Genomic DNA, 16857 nt, shown 5'->3' on the forward strand with positions numbered 1-16857 from the left:
CAAATTTGTCGCAAAAATACACATTACCATGGTAACTTAACATGAACCAACCCGTCTTATTAGACTGATTGTGTAATTTAAATGTTAGATTTTTGGCGTACCCGCGCGTACAAAGTATTTGTAGTACCAACTGTCTTTCATATTAGAAATAATAACACCTCTCCGCGTTGACACGTGTACGAACTTATTATTATGCAGGTATACACCTACGTGATCTATGTTCCTTCCACCAAAGGAAAAGAAGACCAAATCGCCTTCTCGCAACTGCCTTTCGTATTTCCTTTTCACCTGATTACCCATATCCCGTGAGGTGCGAGGTAAATTCTTACCATACACTTCGCGATACAAAATGCCGACAAAGCCAGAACAGTCTATTCCCGATGGCTGCGAGCCGCCGAGGCGATGTGGGCTCCCCAACCATTTATCAATGAAAGCATAAAGCGATTTGTTGTTCAAATCTCGGGCGGAAACACCTAGTATCGCAGCATAATCATCTATTCCAGAGCCAGATAATGACTTATTTCGAGCATCACTCGCATCTGTAGGAATAGTTTTACTGGTACTGGAGGTCCCGTGACGAGGAAGACTTCCGTAGCGTGTTTTTCTTCTGGATCCACAAGATGCCAATATCAAAACTGCCATAACCCACGATATCACCGTGAGGTACTTAAATGATCGGTGCTGCATACAACAAAAGTAAGCATCAAAGACTATTTTAGCAATATTGCAATGTGTTGGAATTGCCCTGATTTTGTATCTTGCGCGCCAGAATGGACAGGGAACAAGTAAAAGGCATTATTGCGGTTGTTTTAGGTGCTGCCAGTTTCGGCATATTATCGACCTTTGTTAAAAAAGCCTACGCCCAAGGGTTTACCTTGGGAGAGGTAACAGGGATTCAAGCGCTTTTCGGCATGTCGCTCTTATGGGGGCTCATCGGCGTAATGTTTATCGCAAAAATAGGCTATTTTTCCAGATTCCCTGCTGGTTCGCCCAAATGGCACATCATCGTCAGTGGGTTATCCACCGGCGCGGTGAGTATTTTATACTACAAAAGCGTACAGCTTGTTCCAGCGTCCTTAGCCATTATTCTTTTGATGCAATATATTTGGATTGGACAACTAATCGAATTTATTTTTTTTAAAACACGACTCACGCGACGACAAGCCATAGGTATCGCTGCCATCTTAGGAAGCACCGTTCTCGCGACCGGTTTATTAGAGCATGACTTCAAATCGATTAGCGTCGTAGGCATTGGCTATGGGCTGCTCGCAGCTACTGCCTATGCCCTATTTATTATCGTCAGTGGGCGCGTTGGCAATGACCACCCACCTCTTCACAAAAGCGCCTACATGATTATCGGGGCTTTTCTGTTGGTATTTATTGTGTTGCAACCATTTAGTCTTTTTACGGTATCGGTTTTTTCTTCCTTGTGGCGTTATGGATTGTTACTTTCCGTTTTCGGGACAGTGCTCCCTCCGCTTTTATTCTCATACGGTATCCCCAAAACAGGTGTATCACTTGGAAATATACTAAGTTACATTGAACTGCCCGTCGCGGTGTGCATGTCCTATATCGTACTAAAGGAACACGTGTCGATATGGCAATTTATAGGGGTGGCCGGTATATTGGTGGTGGTTATACTGCTTAATGTCCGCAGGCGCTAAGCAATCTTACGAATGCATCGACAACTCGGGCAATTCTTCTATCTCCACTTCGCATTGATCTGTAATAGCCGCGAATTTAACAGGCACAATCTCGTTGACGAGTAATGGGTCGTACAACGAGCGCACTTTCACATAATTTTTCGAAAACCCATGCATATAACCGTCTTTAACATCGCTCTCAAACAGCACCTCCCCTGTTTTACCGAGTTGCTTTTCATAGAACGCACGTCTCTTTTTCTCCGAAAGTATATGCAACATTTTACTCCTGTCGCTACGTTGTGCCCCCGGAACGGCTCCTTCCATCTGCGCGGCAATCGTATTGTCCCTTTCTGAATAGGTAAAGACATGCAAATAGGAAATATCCATTTCATTCAAGAAGTTGTATGTATCGAGAAAATCTTCCTTTGTTTCGCCGGGAAATCCCACAATAACATCGACACCTATACAACAGTCTGGCATCAACGATTTGATCTTCGCGACGCGTTCTGCATAAAGTTCGCGTTTATAGCGCCGACGCATTTTCCCCAATACTTTATTACTTCCTGATTGTAACGGCATGTGGAAATGCGGCACAAATCTTTTAGATTGTGCGACAAATTCTATGATTTCATTCGCCAGCAGGTTCGGCTCAATAGAGGAAATGCGTATACGGTCTATACCCTCGACTTCATCCAACGCTTTCACTAAATCCAGAAAACGATCTTGCCTTTTGCCATCTCGTATCCCAAAGTCGCCAATATTGACGCCCGTCAACACAATTTCTTTTACGCCCGAAGCCGCAATCTCTTCCGCTTGCGCTACGATATCTTCAATCTTTCCAGAACGGCTTGCTCCACGTGCTAATGGAATCGTACAGAATGTACACGAGTAATCACATCCATCCTGTACTTTCAGAAACGTACGGGTGCGATCGCCTATGGAATAAGCAGAAACAAACTGATGTGTCTCGTCTATCGGCGCATTATGAACCACAGCTTTTTCTTGCTTCGTCAGATCGTTGATATGTTCGATAATATTAAACTTCTCTGCAGCCCCCAAAACCATATCCACGCCGGGAATTTCGGCTATCTCCCGTGGTTTCAATTGGGCATAACACCCCACGATGGTAATATAGGCATTTGGAGAATGCTTCAATGCTTCTTTCACAACCTTACGACATTTTTTATCCGCATGGTCAGTCACCGAGCAGGTATTGATAACGTATACATCTGCATGGCTATTAAACGGTGTGGTTTCATAGCCCGCTTCTTTGAAAATCCGGCCAATAGAAGACGTCTCTGAGTAATTCAGTTTACATCCCAACGTATAAAAAGCTACTTTTTTGTTCATGACGATTTTGCAAAGTTACTAAAAAATATGTTGTTCTTTTTTTCCGCAAAAAAGAACCAAAAAAACTCGTCGCTGAAAACCTTTGGCATTTGGGATTGTACAAAAATGAAATTTCTACAGTTGCCAAAGCTTTTGAGGCGACATTTTGTGTTAAGGGAGGGATGGTGCAGCGGTGGGTAAAAGTAGCCAATACCACTTAGCACTCAAGCGGAGACAATCGACCTTATATTGTTCTGTGGCCATTTTCCTGAAGATTATTCCGTTAAAAACAAATTACCAAGTAATCATGAATGCCTTAAGAGGCATACCCCGATGAATAAATACTGTTTGAACAAAGCGAGTTTATTTTGGTATCCATGAGCCCACTTCGTTCGGTTTTGTTTCTTTTTTTGTTAAGAAAAAAACAACTATCTTCGTAGTCATTATGAAACAATATCTGGATTTACTGAAGCATGTTTATGAAAATGGGGTTGATAAGATGGATCGCACAGGTACTGGCACACGCAGTGTATTTGGTTACCAGATGCGTTTCAACCTCAACGACGGTTTTCCGTTGGTTACCACTAAAAAATTACATCTTCGTTCCATCATACATGAATTGATCTGGTTCTTACAGGGCGACACAAATATCAAATATTTAAAAGAGAACGGAGTAAGCATTTGGGATGAATGGGCGGATGAAAATGGTAATCTAGGGCCTGTATATGGTTCACAATGGCGCTCTTGGCCAACACCGGACGGCCGCCATATCGACCAAATAACGCAAGTTATGGAGCAGCTTAAAAAATCACCCGACTCTCGCCGGATTATTGTGTCTGCATGGAATGTTGCGGAAATAGAGAACATGGCGCTTCCGCCCTGTCACGCTTTTTTCCAGTTTTATGTTGCGCCCGCACAACCTGAAAAGGGTATCATGAAGCCACAGCTTTCTTGCCAACTTTACCAGCGAAGCGCGGATATTTTCCTAGGGGTGCCTTTCAATATTGCATCATACGCTTTATTAACCATGATGGTTGCCCAAGTATGTGACATGGGAGTTGGCGATTTCGTCCATACATTGGGAGACGCCCATATATACAGTAATCATTTCGAACAAACGGAGTTGCAGTTAAGCCGGGAACCGAAACCGCTACCTAGCATAAAAATAAATCCGGATGTGAAAAATATTTTCGATTTTAAGTTTGAAGATTTTGAATTAGAAAATTACGAGTTTCACCCTCATATCAAGGCCCCTGTCGCCGTGTAGGGACCGCGTGATGAACCATAAGTGATGAATGATGAGTGATCTAAAAATAACCCTAATTGTAGCTGCAGCGGAGAACAATGCTATTGGAAAAGACAACCAGATGCTATGGCATCTTCCGGATGATTTTAAATATTTCAAACAGCATACGTTAAATCATTCTGTTGTCATGGGGCGAAAAACGTATGAATCCATAGGAAAGCCTTTGCCGCAACGACGTAACATTGTGCTGACGAAAGATTTAAATTGGTTGGCGGAAGACGTTGATGTGGCCAACTCACTTGCTGAGGTCCTCACGTACTGTCGCGACGAAAGAGAAATCTTCATCATTGGCGGTGCGAAGGTTTATAAACAAGCACTTCCGCTCGCCCAAAAGGTTTTATTAACGCGCGTACATACCAGTTTGGATGGAGATGCCTATTTCCCGGAGCTTCCAGCAAACGAATGGAAAAAGGTCAGTGAAGATAGGCATGTACAGGATGACCGACATGCCTATGGTTTTACCTTTGAGGCTTGGGAGCGGGTTTGACACCCTATATAAAGATCAATTCAGTGGATAGTTGCTACTTCCCTTTTTGATAACGTTTCAGCTCTTTTTTTGACATTTCCCGTGCGATAACATCATCGTTGGACTTGGCTGTATATGTTGTCCTATCCTTCAACACCGCGGGTTCACCATCTACAAAAAACTGCGGTGTTACAAACCCATACAGACTTTGAGATGTACCCATCGTTTTTCCGGCGTTCATATATAAATCGTCGCTTTTTAAATACATCACGACAAACGTGATTCCATATCTATTCGAATCCCCTCGTTTTGTATTAAGCGCCAACATCGTTCCCGGATTCACTTCATCTCCCACCTTAACTTTTACAGATCCTTTTGCCAATCCTTTGTAATGTGCCAATGTTCCATCCTTATGCTCGATAATAACACCGTTTTGTTTACTCGTAAACGAAGTACCATCGCTTTCTTCGTCATCATAGATATCTGTTACCTCCACTACAGTACCTTTCCGACTGGCAACTACAGCCTGCTGCTCGTCGGTCGCCATGCCGTACGATTTCCAATCATTGGGTGCTGTATTGCCAAAGTAAGTTGCTTTTAAAAATCTCGCTTCTGCGACATAGACTTGTGTTCCGGAGGTATATGGCAGAATATAAATATCCTCTGCATCAATCTTGGGGTTCAACTTTCCGCGAACATACCGGTAGTTATACGAATAGGTAATAGATTGTTCTCTGTTAATCGGCAACAATGTTGTAACGGCACCGGCATATCCTTTTAAAGCAAACACCTGTTTTGTCGTTCTGGCATTGGACAATTCTTTAAAATTCAATGCCAATAAAACATGTCCGGGATCATTTTTTTCATAGGTTAATTCCACAGATTTATCGCTGTTGCGCTTGGATTGTACAACAACGTTCTTTTCTTGTGCTTGTAAACCGGCAACACCTCCTAAAAAGAAAACGAAAAGAAGACTTAATTTTCTCTTCCTCATAACAATTAGATGTATTTTTCAATAAAAGTAGAAAATAAATCTAATTTCTCAAAGCCGCTTCAATTAACTCGGCATAAAATTCGCCTTCTTCCATCCCCGCAGCCCGCACTTGCTGTGGGATAAAACTTTGTGCGGTCTGACCAGGAATCGTATTGATTTCGATAAAGTAAAAGTTATCCGTATCCTTTTCCAAAAAGAAGTCCACACGTACCATACCCTTGCAGTTTAAACGAACATAGATATCCTGGATAATCCGAGAAGCTCGCTCTTTCTGCTCCGTTGTTAAGTCAGCCGGCGTGATTTCTTCTGTTAATCCAGCCACATACTTTGCTTCGAAATCAAAAAACTCGCGTGTGGTGCGAACCTCCGTGGCAGGCAACACCACCAACTCTCCTTTTGCATTTCGAAAGATACCTTGCGAAAATTCGCGTCCTGTCACAAATTCCTCGACAAGAACCTGACAACCAGTGTTTGCTGCGTCAAAAGCCCTGTCCAATGCGGGCTGTAACGCAGATGACTCCTTCACTTTCGACATACCTATGCTGCTTCCTCCTGCATTGGGCTTTACAAAATAAGGTAAGGTCAGGTTTTGCTGTACCATAGCAACAGCCTCTCTCCGATTTGCTTCAAATAATAAAACAGATTTCGCTACGTAAAGATTAGTGATATCCGATATAACGGCTTTTGTATATCCTTTATTCATCGTCAGGGCTGAAGTCAATGCATCACAGGACGTATAGGGTAGACCAATCATATCTAGGTAACCTTGCAAGCGACCGTCCTCTCCAGGCGCCCCATGTAAGATGATAAAGGCAACATCAAATGTTACGATATCTCCCTCGATATCCAACGAAAAATCTTCCCTATTTATCGGTATTTTAATACCCGTCTCTGTTACGTGAAACCAACGATCCAACGTAATTGTTATAGGGTATATATCGTATTTTTCCTTGTCAAGTTTCTCTTGTACAAATGCGGCACTCTTGAAAGAAACCTCCGCCTCTCCGGTATACCCGCCGGTGATTAAAGCCACTTTTGTTTTCATAAAAACAAATATAACTTGTGTTACGGGGAAAAAAGAATAATTTTGTCTATTATATTGAAAGTTCAGTGCGTGGTAAAATGTACTTTAATTTTATAGGAACAATACATGTCGAAACTATTGTTGTATCTGAGAACAGATACGTTTAGAAAAAATTTAATTGGTGCGTTGATAGCATTTGCTCTCCTATTTTTGGGTATTTATTTCGGACTCAAATGGTATACTAAACATGGCGTTTCAATCGAAGTGCCGCAAGTCGAGGGCTTGCATATCGGAGATGCAACAAAGGCCTTGGACAAAGCAGATTTAGCCTATTCGATTGATTACGTTTATCAAATGGACGCAAAGCCTGGTCTGGTCATCGAGCAAGATCCTGATGCCAAATCGCATGTGAAAACGGGAAGGACGATTTATTTGACAATTATCACCGAGACACCGCCAGAGGTAGCCTTCCCCGACATTATAGACAAGACGTGGATTGAAGCGTCAGCTATTTTGAGAAACCAATCGCTTAAAGTCGCCGACACTGTATATATTGCTGATATCGCACGGGATGTTGTCTTGGATGTCAAGTTTGGCGGTCAACCGTTGAAAGCCGGAAGACTTATCCCAAAAGGCTCTCAGATAACGATCGTATTGGGTAACGGGCAAGGGGCAGATGATATCGAAGTGCCTAATCTTATTGGTTTATCATTAAGTGAAGCACGGTTTGCACTGTCGGGTGTAGGGTTGAACGTAGGGAATATTACCTATTCGGGAATGGTCACTGATTCGCTGTCTACAACAATCATTTCCCAGCAACCAGATAGTACCGCAGGCTTTATAAGCTTAGGCAGTCCGGTGCATATCACGTTAGCTAATTAAAGAAACAAACATGACGGAAAAAAGAAGAAGTTTTCGGAAAGCTTTCAGCATTATATTCATTCTATTATTAATTGTAGGCATTGTAGCGGCGTGGATCGGGTATCAGGCTTTTATGGGTCCGAGTATTACAGACAAACAAGAGTATCTTTACGTAAAGACAGGTGATACATTCGAAGATGTCGCACGTGCGGTTTCAGAACAACAGATCGCCAAGAATCCGGCTTTTTTTCGTTTTGTCGCGGAGACAATGGAATATCCAGATAATGTGAAACCCGGACGGTATAAGCTGACGAAAGGTATGTCTAACAGACGCTTGATAGGAAATCTTAGAGGGGGTTTTCAAGAGGCGGTTAAGTTTAGATTTGAGAACATCCGTCTCAAAGCGAATTTTGCCGCACTGCTAGGAAAAAATTTCGAGGCGGACTCCACCGCTTTTATAACGATCCTCGATAATGAAGAGGTTGCAACGTCATATGGGTTTACTGCGGAGAATTTCTTCACTATGTTTATACCGAACACGTATGAGATATATTGGAATACAGCACCGAACAAAATCGTTGCCCGTTTTCATGACGAATACAACAAATTTTGGACTTCTGAACGCAAAGAAAAAGCAGCAGCCGTCCAGTTAACACCACAAGAAGTAAGCGTTCTTGCTTCTATCGTTAAGGGAGAAGCGTTGCATACCGACGAGATGCCGGCTATCGCGGGACTTTACCTCAATCGCCTGAAAAAAGGAATGTTATTGCAAGCAGACCCTACGGTGATTTTTGCGAACAACGACTTTACTATCCGGCGCGTACTGAATAGGCACCTTACCATCGACAATCCTTATAACACCTATCGGTATAAAGGGCTGCCCCCCGGACCAATTATGCTTCCTAGCATTGCAGCTATCGACGCTGTCCTTAATCATAAGGAGCATGATTATATTTATATGTGTGCTAAAGATGATTTTTCCGGTTACCATAATTTTGCTAGAACGCAGGCAGAACACCTGGTAAACGCACGAAAGTTTCAACGCGCGCTGAATGAACGAAATATAATGAGATAAGGGAACAGCATGTTTACACACGAAACTCAATTGCGCATACGCTATGCAGAGACCGACAAAATGGGCTATGTGTATTATGGAAACTATGCAGCATTCTACGAGGTAGCCCGTACGGAAATGTTACGCAGCACGGGTATTTCTTACAAAGAATTGGAGGCCCTGGGCGTTATGCTACCCGTTACAGACTTGGTATGCAAATATTACCAGCCCGCGCGGTACGATGATTTGATCACTATCAAAACCTATATCAAAGAAAAACCGGTGGTGCGCATCCAATTTGAGTATGAGATATACAACCAAAACGGTATATTGTTGAATACGGGTTATACCCAGCTTGTCTTTGTCGATATGGCAAAGAATAAACCCTGTCGTGCTCCTCAGATTTTCCAGGAAAAAATGGAGCCGTACTTCCGCTCGGAATGAAGCAGGTACCGAAATTCAATTTTTTAAATATAATCTATTGTAAATAAAAGTTTTTCGTATCTTTGCAGTCCCTGCAACGCAGGGAAAAGGAGAATTAATAATTAATGGCAAAAAAACAAGAAGCAGAAAAAGAGTTAGCGGCGAAAAACGCAGAGCTACAAGGTGCTGACACTAAAGTAGTGAAAGACACTGAACAAATCGAGTCTGAAGCAGATTCAAACTTAATCGACGACATCAAATCTACTGCATGGAGTACACCAGAAGGTGACTTCGACTGGGATTTAGATGAAAAAGCGTTCGGTAACTACAGTGACACAGAGCGTGCTAAATTAGAAGAGCAGTACGCTGGAACGTTCAATCAAATCAATCAAGGCGAAATTATTGAAGGTACTGTCGTATCGATCAATAACAAAGATGTTGTATTGAACGTAGGCTTCAAATCAGACGGTCTTGTAGCATCATCTGAGTTCCGCGACTTACCTGACTTGAAAGTTGGTGATAAAGTAGACGTATTTGTAGAATCTCAAGAGGACGCAAATGGTCAGCTTGTATTATCACGCAAACGTGCTAAAACACAAAAATCGTGGGAGGCTATCAATGAGGCATTGGAAAACGATGCTATTATCGATGGTTTCGTTAAATCACGTACTAAAGGTGGTCTAATTGTAGACATCAAAGGTGTGGAAGCTTTCTTACCTGGTTCACAAATCGACATCAAACCTATTCGTGATTACGACATATACGTAGGTAAAACAATGGAATTCAAAGTGGTTAAGATCAACCATGAATTTAAAAACGTTGTTGTATCACACAAAGTGCTGATTGAAGACGATTTAGAAAACCAAAAAACTGAAATCGTTGCTAAATTGGAAAAAGGACAAGTATTGGAAGGTACTGTTAAAAACATCACAGATTTCGGTGTATTTATCGATTTAGGTGGTGTTGACGGCTTGCTTCACATTACAGACATCTCTTGGGGCCGTATTGAGCATCCAAAAGAAGTGTTGGCTTTAGACCAAACTATCAACGTAGTTGTATTAGACTTTGACGATGAGAAAAAACGTATCGCTTTAGGTCTTAAACAATTATCAGAGCATCCTTGGGAATCTTTAGACAAAGATCTAGCTATAGGTTCTAAAGTAAAAGGAAAAATCGTTACTGTAGCAGATTACGGTGCGTTCCTTGAAATTATCCCTGGTGTAGAAGGTTTAATTCACGTATCGGAAATGTCTTGGTCTCAAAACCTACGTTCTCCACAAGAATTCTTGAAAGTAGGAGACGAAATTGAAGCTGAGATCTTAACATTAGATCGCGAAGAACGTAAAATGAGCCTAGGTATCAAGCAACTGACACCTGACCCATGGAAAAACATCACAGAGCGTTATCCAATCGGTTCGAAACAATCCGCTGTTGTTAAAAACATGACGAACTTCGGTGTTTTTGTAGAGTTGGAAGACGGTATTGATGGATTGATCCATATCTCTGACCTTTCTTGGTCTAAGAAAATCAACCACCCTAACGAGTTCACTAAAGTGGGCGAAACATTAGAGGTTGTTGTTTTGGAACTTGACGAAGAAAACCGTAAACTTTCGCTAGGTCACAAACAATTGGAAGAAAACCCTTGGGATACTTTCGAAACTATCTTTACAGAGGGTTCTATCCACGAAGGTACGGTAATCAAAGTTGGTGACAAAGGTGATATCGTTGCATTACAATATGGTGTAGAAGGCTTCTGCCCGAACAAACACTCTGTCAAAGAAGACGGTAGCCCATTGAAAGTTGACGAAGTTACTGAGTTCAAAATCATCGAGTTCAACAAAGAGAACAAGCGTCTGGTTATTTCTCACTCCCGTATCTGGGAAGATAAAAAATCGGAAGCTCGTATCGAAGAATTCAACAATCGTAAAAAAGAAGCAAAAGCTGCTAATTCGGCTGTGAAGAAAGTAAAAGACTCTGTTGAGAAATCTACTTTAGGTGATTTAGGCGTTCTTGCTCAGTTGAAAGAGCAAATGGAAGGCGACGAAAAGAAATCTAAGTAATTTAGATTATCTGCATACTTCGAAGCCCCGATTGGAAATCCAATCGGGGCTTTTTTATGGAATTTGCTAAGCTTTCTAATACTACTGCGACTTCGTATCCAGCAAAGGTACATAATCATCGAGGGCTCATTAAGTTGACAACAAGTGACAAAAAAATCCCAACCTCTCGTAACAGGTTGGGATTTCCTAGATTACATCGTGGATCTATACGTCGATCTTCGCATATTTGGCGTTTTTTTCAATAAATTCTCTACGTGGAGCGACTTCGTCTCCCATTAACATGGAAAATATTCGATCACATTCTGCCGCGTTTTCGATAGTAACCTGACGTAACGTGCGATGTTCCGGATCCATTGTAGTTAGCCACAGCTGCTCCGCATTCATCTCTCCAAGACCTTTATACCGCTGTACACTCACAGACTCTTCCTTTCCTGCGCCTTTTAATCGTTGGATGGCTGCAAGACGTTGGTCTTCGCTCCAGGCATACTCCGATTCTTTACCTTTTTTTACTTGATAAAGTGGTGGCGTTGCTATATATACATACCCCTTTTCTATCAGTTCCTTCATATATCGGAAATAGAAAGTCAAAATTAAGGTAGCAATGTGCGAACCATCCACATCAGCATCCGTCATGATGATGATCTTATGATAGCGTAATTTTTCCAGATTAAGCGCCTTAGAGTCTTCTGCTGTTCCTACACTTACACCCAACGCCGTAAACATATTTTTTATTTCCTCGTTTTCATAAATCTTATGCTCCATGGCTTTTTCCACATTTAGGATTTTACCTCTCAACGGCATAATAGCTTGAAAACGACGGTTACGTCCTTGTTTGGCTGTTCCTCCTGCCGAGTCTCCCTCAACGAAGAAAATCTCACATTTCGTTGGGTCGTTATCCGAACAGTCGGCCAATTTTCCCGGAAGTCCCGAACCTCCCATAACTGTTTTACGCTGCACGAGTTCGCGCGCTTTACGTGCAGCAGCACGAGCTTGAGCAGCGATGATAACTTTCTGTACAATGGTTTTTGCTTCTTTCGGATTTTCTTCCAAATAAACCCCTAGAATTTCTCCTACAGCCATATCTACGGCACCCATCACCTCATTGTTTCCCAGTTTTGTTTTCGTTTGCCCTTCAAACTGCGGTTCTGCCACTTTAACAGACACTACAGCTGTTAGGCCTTCACGAAAGTCATCGCCAGTGATGTCAACTTTGAGATTTTTAAGCAAACCTGACTTGTCAGCATATGCTTTTAACGTACGCGTTAATCCCCTACGGAAACCTGCGACGTGTGTACCACCTTCGATGGTGTTGATGTTATTTACGTATGAATGGACATTCTCCGCGTACGTATCGTTATACTGCAAGGACAGCTCAACTGGTATACCTTGCTTTATCCCCTCTACGTATATAGGCTCCGGAATAAGCGGTTGCCTCGTGCCGTCTAGAAACTTTACAAATTCCCGCAAGCCACCTTCAGAATAAAATTCGTCTGACTTAAGCGTGCCGTCCTCATTAATCTCCCGCTCGTCAGTCAATGCTAAGCGGACGCCTTTATTTAGAAACGCCAACTCGCGCAAACGATTTGCCAACGTATCATAATTATACGTGGTTGTCATCGTAAAAATTTCGGAGTCTGGACGGAAAGTGACTATCGTCCCTGTGATATCGCTTTCACCAATTTCTTTAACGTTGTACAACGGTTTACCTTTTTCATATTCCTGCTGAAAAATCTTGCCATCGCGGTGAACGACCGCCGATAGGTGGATAGATAAAGCGTTCACACAAGAAACGCCCACACCATGCAAACCACCAGACACTTTATACGTATCTTTATCGAATTTACCTCCAGCGTGGAGCACGGTCATTACCAATTCCAAGGCCGATTTATTCTCCTTCTTGTTAATACCCGTCGGGATACCACGTCCGTTATCTTTAACAGAAATAGAATTGTCGCTGTGAATAGTGACGTTGATATCCGAACAATACCCTGCTACGGCTTCATCGATAGAGTTATCAACTACCTCGTAAACTAAATGGTGTAAACCTTTAATACCCGTATCACCAATGTACATGGAAGGTCTCTTACGTACTGCCTCCAGACCTTCTAACACCTGAATGTTATCGGCGGAGTACGTTGACCGATTCTTATTTTCTTCGCTCATGAAATTAAATTAAAATGAGTACCGTTTAACATTCAAAAATACGAATTTTTTCCCTAAAAATCAAGAGATAGTATATGTAAAGACACCTAGGATACCAAGCCTTTTACCCAACAGGTTATACGGGTATCATCGGTTTTTTTTGGTACAATTTTTCGATGAAACGACAAAGAACTTCTAAAAGTTGATTTTTTATCTTAGGTTTGTTTTCTGAAAACTATATTAGAATGAATAAACTATTTAAAACTGTATCACAGACATCTTTAGGACTAATTGCAATCCTTGCCGTTGCCTCATGTAACCAAAACGCCAGCACAGGAACGACCAATACAACGAATGATTCAGCTGCAGCTGTAGTGAACGCCAACAACGAAGAGAAAATCGTTTATATAAACTCTGATACCTTATCAGAAAAATACGAATATTATAAAGACGTTAGAACGAAACTAGAGGCAAAGGTAAAGAAAGCACAAAGTGACTTGCAAAGTAAAGGACAAGCTTTCCAACGTGAGGTAGCCGAATATCAGCAAAAGGCGGCCAGCATGAGTGCCTCGGAGCGTCAGGCGACAGAAGAACGGCTTGCCAGAAAACAAGACGAACTTGGCCGTTTAGATCAAAATGCGTCGGCATCTATCGCGCAGGATGAATCGACCGAATTCACGAACGTATACAATACGATTACCGAATATTTGAAAAAACACGCGGAAGAGAAAGGCTATGAACTGGTATTGACATACTCTGTCTCCAATCCAACCGTATTATATGCCGAGAAGAAAATGGATATTACAGCGGAAGTAGTAGAGGCGCTAAATAAGGAATATAAAGACAAAAAAGCGAAGGAAAAGAAATAAAAATTCAAATAAATAAGGCTGTTCCGAGAATAGCCTTATTTGTTTTGTGATTGATGATTATATTACGTCACATATGGTCCGCACCGTCTTAGATTCCAGCAACGCTTCCTTTGATTGGATTGATATATCTGAGCCTACACTTGAAGATTTTGAAACGCTCCGTATTAAATACCAACTACATGAAGCATCCATCAAAGATTGCTTACAGGTTGGACAGTTACCCAAGATAGAAGCGTTTGAAAACTATCATTTCCTCATTATACGTTCCATTCCTTCTCGGTTTGATAACTTTTCAGATACCTTAACCGAAATTACAGAACGCATATCCATATTTTTTAGTGACAAATTTGTAATTACCGTCCATCGCGGAAATATTGGATATCTGGAAAAACTGGTTGACAGTTTCCCGTTTGGTAAACTCCATTCCAGCAAACTTTTTATCAACCACCTTACCTCCGAAGCACTGAAGACCTTTGAAAATCTGGTGATCAACAAACTGAATACCCAACTGGACAGTTACGAAGAGATGGTGTTTTTAAATCGACGGAAAAGGGACTTTCTGCGTCAGCTCTATTATATTAAACGCCAAATCGACCTGATTCGAATTATATTGACCCTGTACAGGGATATCGTAGATTTTTTTCATTTATCGGCATTCAAAAACATATATACACAGGATCTAAAAGACACTTATGCCCGCTCCTCCACCCTGTATCGCAACATTTCGGAAAATACGGCACAGCTTCTCTCGGTTTACTTCAATATAGAGTCCAACCATACCAATGATATTATGCGTACACTAACGATTATATCGGTATTTTTTATGCCGCTGACGTTCATTGTAGGGGTGTACGGAATGAACTTTAAAAATATGCCTGAGCTAGAATGGTACTACGGCTACCCAGCAATTATGATAGCGATGGCCGTTCTCGCCGCACTCATCTATTATTGGTTCAAAAAGCGCCGGTGGCTGTAATTATCGTTTTTTAGGAGTAGTAGCGATAAAATCCTTGAGATAATAAGGCTCAAAATAAACCACATCCTCGAAAAGGCCTTGTTGAAATTTCTGGAAAGCAAGTTTGTCAAAAAACGATGCTGAATTACGGAATCCTACCTTCACTTGTACCGTTTCATTTTCGTCGAAAAGCGCTTCGAATTTGTCTGCTCCACTTCCGAAGAGGATATATTTCTGTCCTTTATTTTCATCGGCAAACGCTTGGTTATCTATAATACGCGCCACCGTATGCTCCACGCCTTGTAACTTTGCATTGTATTGAGCCATATAAACCTCCATACGCCGAGCATCAATCATGGGCACGTATATACTAGTTTCGTCGGACGCTGTTTTTTGGGGAACAAATCCGTGGACCATTGCTTCCAAGGTATTGACAGCAATTAACGGAATATCCAATGCATAGCATAAGCCTTTAGCAGTTGAAACACCGATCCGAAGCCCCGTATAAGAGCCCGGACCCATACTGATTGCTACAGCGTGTAGACTTTCCCGCGTAACGGCAGCGGTGTCCAGTACCTGCTCAATGAAGAGCGTTAAATGACTCGCATGCAAATTAGGAGCATCTGCTTCTATTTTAGCTATCGTTTCACCGTTCTTTCCTATAGCCACCGAGCATACCGGTGTCGCCGTTTCTATTTGTAAGATATATATATTGTCAATCATAAACATTAAGGAACAGGGTCATGTCCATGACCTCCCCAAGGATGGCATCTGAAAATTCGTCGAATCGCCATGTAACCGCCTTTGAAAGGTCCATATTTCATAATAGCTTCCTTACCGTACTGAGAACAAGTAGGCGTGTATCGACAGTTGGCACCCAGCAACGGCGAAATAAACAGCTGATAGAAACGTATAACAAGTACAAAAAGCCACTGTAATGGTTTCTTAATCAGCTTCTCCCATAAAAATTTGAGTATGCTCATCTTTCAGTTTGGTTAATACTTTTCCCATACGTTGATAGAGCATTGTATAGGGCTCCTTTTCCTTTCCCACATATTGGAATGCCAAACGTAAATGTAAGGAATGTTCTTGAAGAAAAGTGTGCAAATCTGATTTTTGCAACCGATAAGCTTCACGTATACGGCGTTTTATAGCATTTCGGTCTACGGCTTTTCGAAAGCGGCGTTTGGAGACGGAAATCATACACTGTACGGGAACAGCATTATGTTGCATCAGCGGAGCGTACTGAAACACTATTCGGTAAGGGTACACAACGAAAGAAGAACCATTACGGAAAAGACTTTCGATAAGCCTTTTGCTACATAATCGTTCTTCCTTCGTAAATGTATAGCTCATTGTGACTATTTGCCGAAACACAAGCCCGCAGGAGTCACCGGCCCGTATTTATTATCCTTTATGACGGTATTCGTCTGATACGGAAAGACGTCTTCTTCCTTTAGCTCTACGAGCAGCTAATACTCTTCTACCGTTAGCTGTACTCATACGCTCACGGAAACCGTGCTTATTTCTTCTTTTTCTTAACGAAGGCTGAAATGTTCTTTTCATGACGCTATTATGCTTGTTTTTATATCTTAATCAATCGTCCCTAATGCAAGGAAGTGCAAAAGTAGTGTTATTTTAGAAAAGAAGCAAATTTTTCATCTTAATAAATTATTCCTTAAAGGTGATGAACCTATCAGATTTTTCACCAGTGTTTGCTTAAGATGTGTT

At 41.7% G+C, this 16857-nt stretch carries 18 protein-coding genes; 9 read left to right on the forward strand and 9 right to left on the reverse strand.

The window, feature by feature from the left end:
- Nucleotides 1–84: 84 nt before the first annotated feature.
- Nucleotides 85–687 (reverse strand): C40 family peptidase, encoded by a 603-nt coding sequence (locus tag C5745_RS08290; RefSeq protein ID WP_243403287.1) that lies wholly within the window; start codon nucleotides 685–687, stop codon nucleotides 85–87.
- A gap of 83 nt (nucleotides 688–770) precedes the next feature.
- On the opposite strand from C5745_RS08290, the gene C5745_RS08295 reads away from it, so the two are divergent.
- Nucleotides 771–1664, forward strand: a complete 894-nt coding sequence (locus C5745_RS08295; protein WP_105716526.1) for an EamA family transporter — start codon at nucleotides 771–773, stop codon at nucleotides 1662–1664.
- Between the two features lie 6 nt (nucleotides 1665–1670).
- Here C5745_RS08295 and mtaB read toward each other — a convergent pair whose 3' ends face one another.
- On the reverse strand, nucleotides 1671–2993 hold the full coding sequence (mtaB, locus tag C5745_RS08300; RefSeq protein WP_105716527.1) for a tRNA (N(6)-L-threonylcarbamoyladenosine(37)-C(2))-methylthiotransferase MtaB: 1323 nt from the start codon (nucleotides 2991–2993) through the stop codon (nucleotides 1671–1673).
- A 424-nt stretch (nucleotides 2994–3417) separates the two neighbouring features.
- Here mtaB and C5745_RS08305 point away from each other — a divergent pair, with 424 nt between their 5' ends.
- Both C5745_RS08305 and C5745_RS08310 read left to right on the forward strand, forming a co-directional pair.
- On the forward strand, nucleotides 3418–4239 hold the full coding sequence (locus tag C5745_RS08305; protein ID WP_105716528.1) for a thymidylate synthase: 822 nt from the start codon (nucleotides 3418–3420) through the stop codon (nucleotides 4237–4239).
- 28 nt (nucleotides 4240–4267) lie between these two features.
- Nucleotides 4268–4765, forward strand: coding sequence for a dihydrofolate reductase (locus C5745_RS08310; RefSeq protein ID WP_243403288.1), 498 nt, complete (start codon nucleotides 4268–4270; stop codon nucleotides 4763–4765).
- Between the two features lie 34 nt (nucleotides 4766–4799).
- Here the strand turns inward: C5745_RS08310 and C5745_RS08315 are convergent, their stop codons facing one another.
- On the reverse strand, nucleotides 4800–5738 hold the full coding sequence (locus C5745_RS08315; protein ID WP_105716530.1) for a peptidoglycan DD-metalloendopeptidase family protein: 939 nt from the start codon (nucleotides 5736–5738) through the stop codon (nucleotides 4800–4802).
- Nucleotides 5739–5778: 40 nt separating this feature from the next.
- Nucleotides 5779–6783: a D-alanine--D-alanine ligase gene (locus C5745_RS08320; RefSeq protein ID WP_105716531.1), complete on the reverse strand. Its 1005-nt coding sequence runs from the start codon at nucleotides 6781–6783 to the stop codon at nucleotides 5779–5781.
- 105 nt (nucleotides 6784–6888) lie between these two features.
- Between C5745_RS08320 and C5745_RS08325 the strand changes: the two genes are divergently transcribed.
- From C5745_RS08325 to rpsA, 4 genes are all read left to right on the forward strand, one after another.
- Nucleotides 6889–7644 carry a PASTA domain-containing protein gene (locus C5745_RS08325; RefSeq protein WP_105716532.1) on the forward strand — a complete coding sequence of 252 codons (756 nt, stop codon included), beginning with the start codon at nucleotides 6889–6891 and terminating at the stop codon, nucleotides 7642–7644.
- A 10-nt stretch (nucleotides 7645–7654) separates the two neighbouring features.
- The gene (mltG, locus tag C5745_RS08330) at nucleotides 7655–8698 is read left to right on the forward strand and encodes an endolytic transglycosylase MltG (RefSeq protein WP_105716533.1); all 1044 of its coding nucleotides are present in this window, start codon (nucleotides 7655–7657) and stop codon (nucleotides 8696–8698) included.
- 9 nt (nucleotides 8699–8707) lie between these two features.
- The gene (locus C5745_RS08335) at nucleotides 8708–9121 is read left to right on the forward strand and encodes an acyl-CoA thioesterase (protein ID WP_105716534.1); all 414 of its coding nucleotides are present in this window, start codon (nucleotides 8708–8710) and stop codon (nucleotides 9119–9121) included.
- 104 nt (nucleotides 9122–9225) lie between these two features.
- Nucleotides 9226–11160, forward strand: a complete 1935-nt coding sequence (gene rpsA / locus C5745_RS08340; protein ID WP_105716535.1) for a 30S ribosomal protein S1 — start codon at nucleotides 9226–9228, stop codon at nucleotides 11158–11160.
- Between the two features lie 204 nt (nucleotides 11161–11364).
- Here rpsA and gyrB read toward each other — a convergent pair whose 3' ends face one another.
- Nucleotides 11365–13323 (reverse strand): DNA topoisomerase (ATP-hydrolyzing) subunit B, encoded by a 1959-nt coding sequence (gyrB, locus tag C5745_RS08345; protein ID WP_105716536.1) that lies wholly within the window; start codon nucleotides 13321–13323, stop codon nucleotides 11365–11367.
- A gap of 224 nt (nucleotides 13324–13547) precedes the next feature.
- On the opposite strand from gyrB, the gene C5745_RS08350 reads away from it, so the two are divergent.
- Nucleotides 13548–14171 carry an OmpH family outer membrane protein gene (locus C5745_RS08350; protein ID WP_105716537.1) on the forward strand — a complete coding sequence of 208 codons (624 nt, stop codon included), beginning with the start codon at nucleotides 13548–13550 and terminating at the stop codon, nucleotides 14169–14171.
- Nucleotides 14172–14217: 46 nt separating this feature from the next.
- Nucleotides 14218–15147, forward strand: coding sequence for a CorA family divalent cation transporter (locus C5745_RS08355; protein WP_243403289.1), 930 nt, complete (start codon nucleotides 14218–14220; stop codon nucleotides 15145–15147).
- Here the strand turns inward: C5745_RS08355 and tsaB are convergent, their stop codons facing one another.
- Genes tsaB through rpmH form a run of 4 tightly spaced genes read right to left on the reverse strand, consistent with a single transcriptional unit; the run spans nucleotide 15148 to nucleotide 16692 of the window.
- Nucleotides 15148–15849 carry a tRNA (adenosine(37)-N6)-threonylcarbamoyltransferase complex dimerization subunit type 1 TsaB gene (tsaB, locus tag C5745_RS08360; RefSeq protein WP_105716635.1) on the reverse strand — a complete coding sequence of 234 codons (702 nt, stop codon included), beginning with the start codon at nucleotides 15847–15849 and terminating at the stop codon, nucleotides 15148–15150.
- Nucleotides 15850–15854: 5 nt separating this feature from the next.
- The gene (yidD, locus tag C5745_RS08365) at nucleotides 15855–16109 is read right to left on the reverse strand and encodes a membrane protein insertion efficiency factor YidD (RefSeq protein ID WP_105716539.1); all 255 of its coding nucleotides are present in this window, start codon (nucleotides 16107–16109) and stop codon (nucleotides 15855–15857) included.
- Nucleotides 16072–16482, reverse strand: a complete 411-nt coding sequence (locus C5745_RS08370) for a ribonuclease P protein component (protein WP_105716540.1) — start codon at nucleotides 16480–16482, stop codon at nucleotides 16072–16074. Before C5745_RS08370 ends, yidD begins: the two co-directional genes overlap by 38 nt.
- A gap of 51 nt (nucleotides 16483–16533) precedes the next feature.
- On the reverse strand, nucleotides 16534–16692 hold the full coding sequence (rpmH, locus tag C5745_RS08375) for a 50S ribosomal protein L34 (protein WP_105716541.1): 159 nt from the start codon (nucleotides 16690–16692) through the stop codon (nucleotides 16534–16536).
- Nucleotides 16693–16857: the final 165 nt, after the last annotated feature.

This window comes from Sphingobacterium haloxyli (assembly GCF_002980525.1).
Lineage (GTDB): Bacteria > Bacteroidota > Bacteroidia > Sphingobacteriales > Sphingobacteriaceae > Sphingobacterium > Sphingobacterium haloxyli.

What these genes read in the sequence shown, in the direction of transcription:
- C5745_RS08295 (WP_105716526.1), top strand. Translation starts at nt 771, where the DNA reads ATGGACAGGGAACAAGTAAAAGGCATTATTGCGGTTGTTTTAGGTGCT.
- mltG (WP_105716533.1), top strand. Translation starts at nt 7,655, where the DNA reads ATGACGGAAAAAAGAAGAAGTTTTCGGAAAGCTTTCAGCATTATATTC.
- C5745_RS08350 (WP_105716537.1), top strand. Translation starts at nt 13,548, where the DNA reads ATGAATAAACTATTTAAAACTGTATCACAGACATCTTTAGGACTAATT.
- tsaB (WP_105716635.1), bottom strand. Translation starts at nt 15,849, where the DNA reads ATGATTGACAATATATATATCTTACAAATAGAAACGGCGACACCGGTA.
- gyrB (WP_105716536.1), bottom strand. Translation starts at nt 13,323, where the DNA reads ATGAGCGAAGAAAATAAGAATCGGTCAACGTACTCCGCCGATAACATT.
- C5745_RS08310 (WP_243403288.1), top strand. Translation starts at nt 4,268, where the DNA reads ATGATGAGTGATCTAAAAATAACCCTAATTGTAGCTGCAGCGGAGAAC.
- mtaB (WP_105716527.1), bottom strand. Translation starts at nt 2,993, where the DNA reads ATGAACAAAAAAGTAGCTTTTTATACGTTGGGATGTAAACTGAATTAC.
- rpmH (WP_105716541.1), bottom strand. Translation starts at nt 16,692, where the DNA reads ATGAAAAGAACATTTCAGCCTTCGTTAAGAAAAAGAAGAAATAAGCAC.
- C5745_RS08315 (WP_105716530.1), bottom strand. Translation starts at nt 5,738, where the DNA reads ATGAGGAAGAGAAAATTAAGTCTTCTTTTCGTTTTCTTTTTAGGAGGT.
- C5745_RS08370 (WP_105716540.1), bottom strand. Translation starts at nt 16,482, where the DNA reads ATGAGCTATACATTTACGAAGGAAGAACGATTATGTAGCAAAAGGCTT.
- C5745_RS08320 (WP_105716531.1), bottom strand. Translation starts at nt 6,783, where the DNA reads ATGAAAACAAAAGTGGCTTTAATCACCGGCGGGTATACCGGAGAGGCG.
- C5745_RS08290 (WP_243403287.1), bottom strand. Translation starts at nt 687, where the DNA reads ATGCAGCACCGATCATTTAAGTACCTCACGGTGATATCGTGGGTTATG.
- C5745_RS08325 (WP_105716532.1), top strand. Translation starts at nt 6,889, where the DNA reads ATGTCGAAACTATTGTTGTATCTGAGAACAGATACGTTTAGAAAAAAT.
- C5745_RS08335 (WP_105716534.1), top strand. Translation starts at nt 8,708, where the DNA reads ATGTTTACACACGAAACTCAATTGCGCATACGCTATGCAGAGACCGAC.
- rpsA (WP_105716535.1), top strand. Translation starts at nt 9,226, where the DNA reads ATGGCAAAAAAACAAGAAGCAGAAAAAGAGTTAGCGGCGAAAAACGCA.
- C5745_RS08305 (WP_105716528.1), top strand. Translation starts at nt 3,418, where the DNA reads ATGAAACAATATCTGGATTTACTGAAGCATGTTTATGAAAATGGGGTT.
- yidD (WP_105716539.1), bottom strand. Translation starts at nt 16,109, where the DNA reads ATGAGCATACTCAAATTTTTATGGGAGAAGCTGATTAAGAAACCATTA.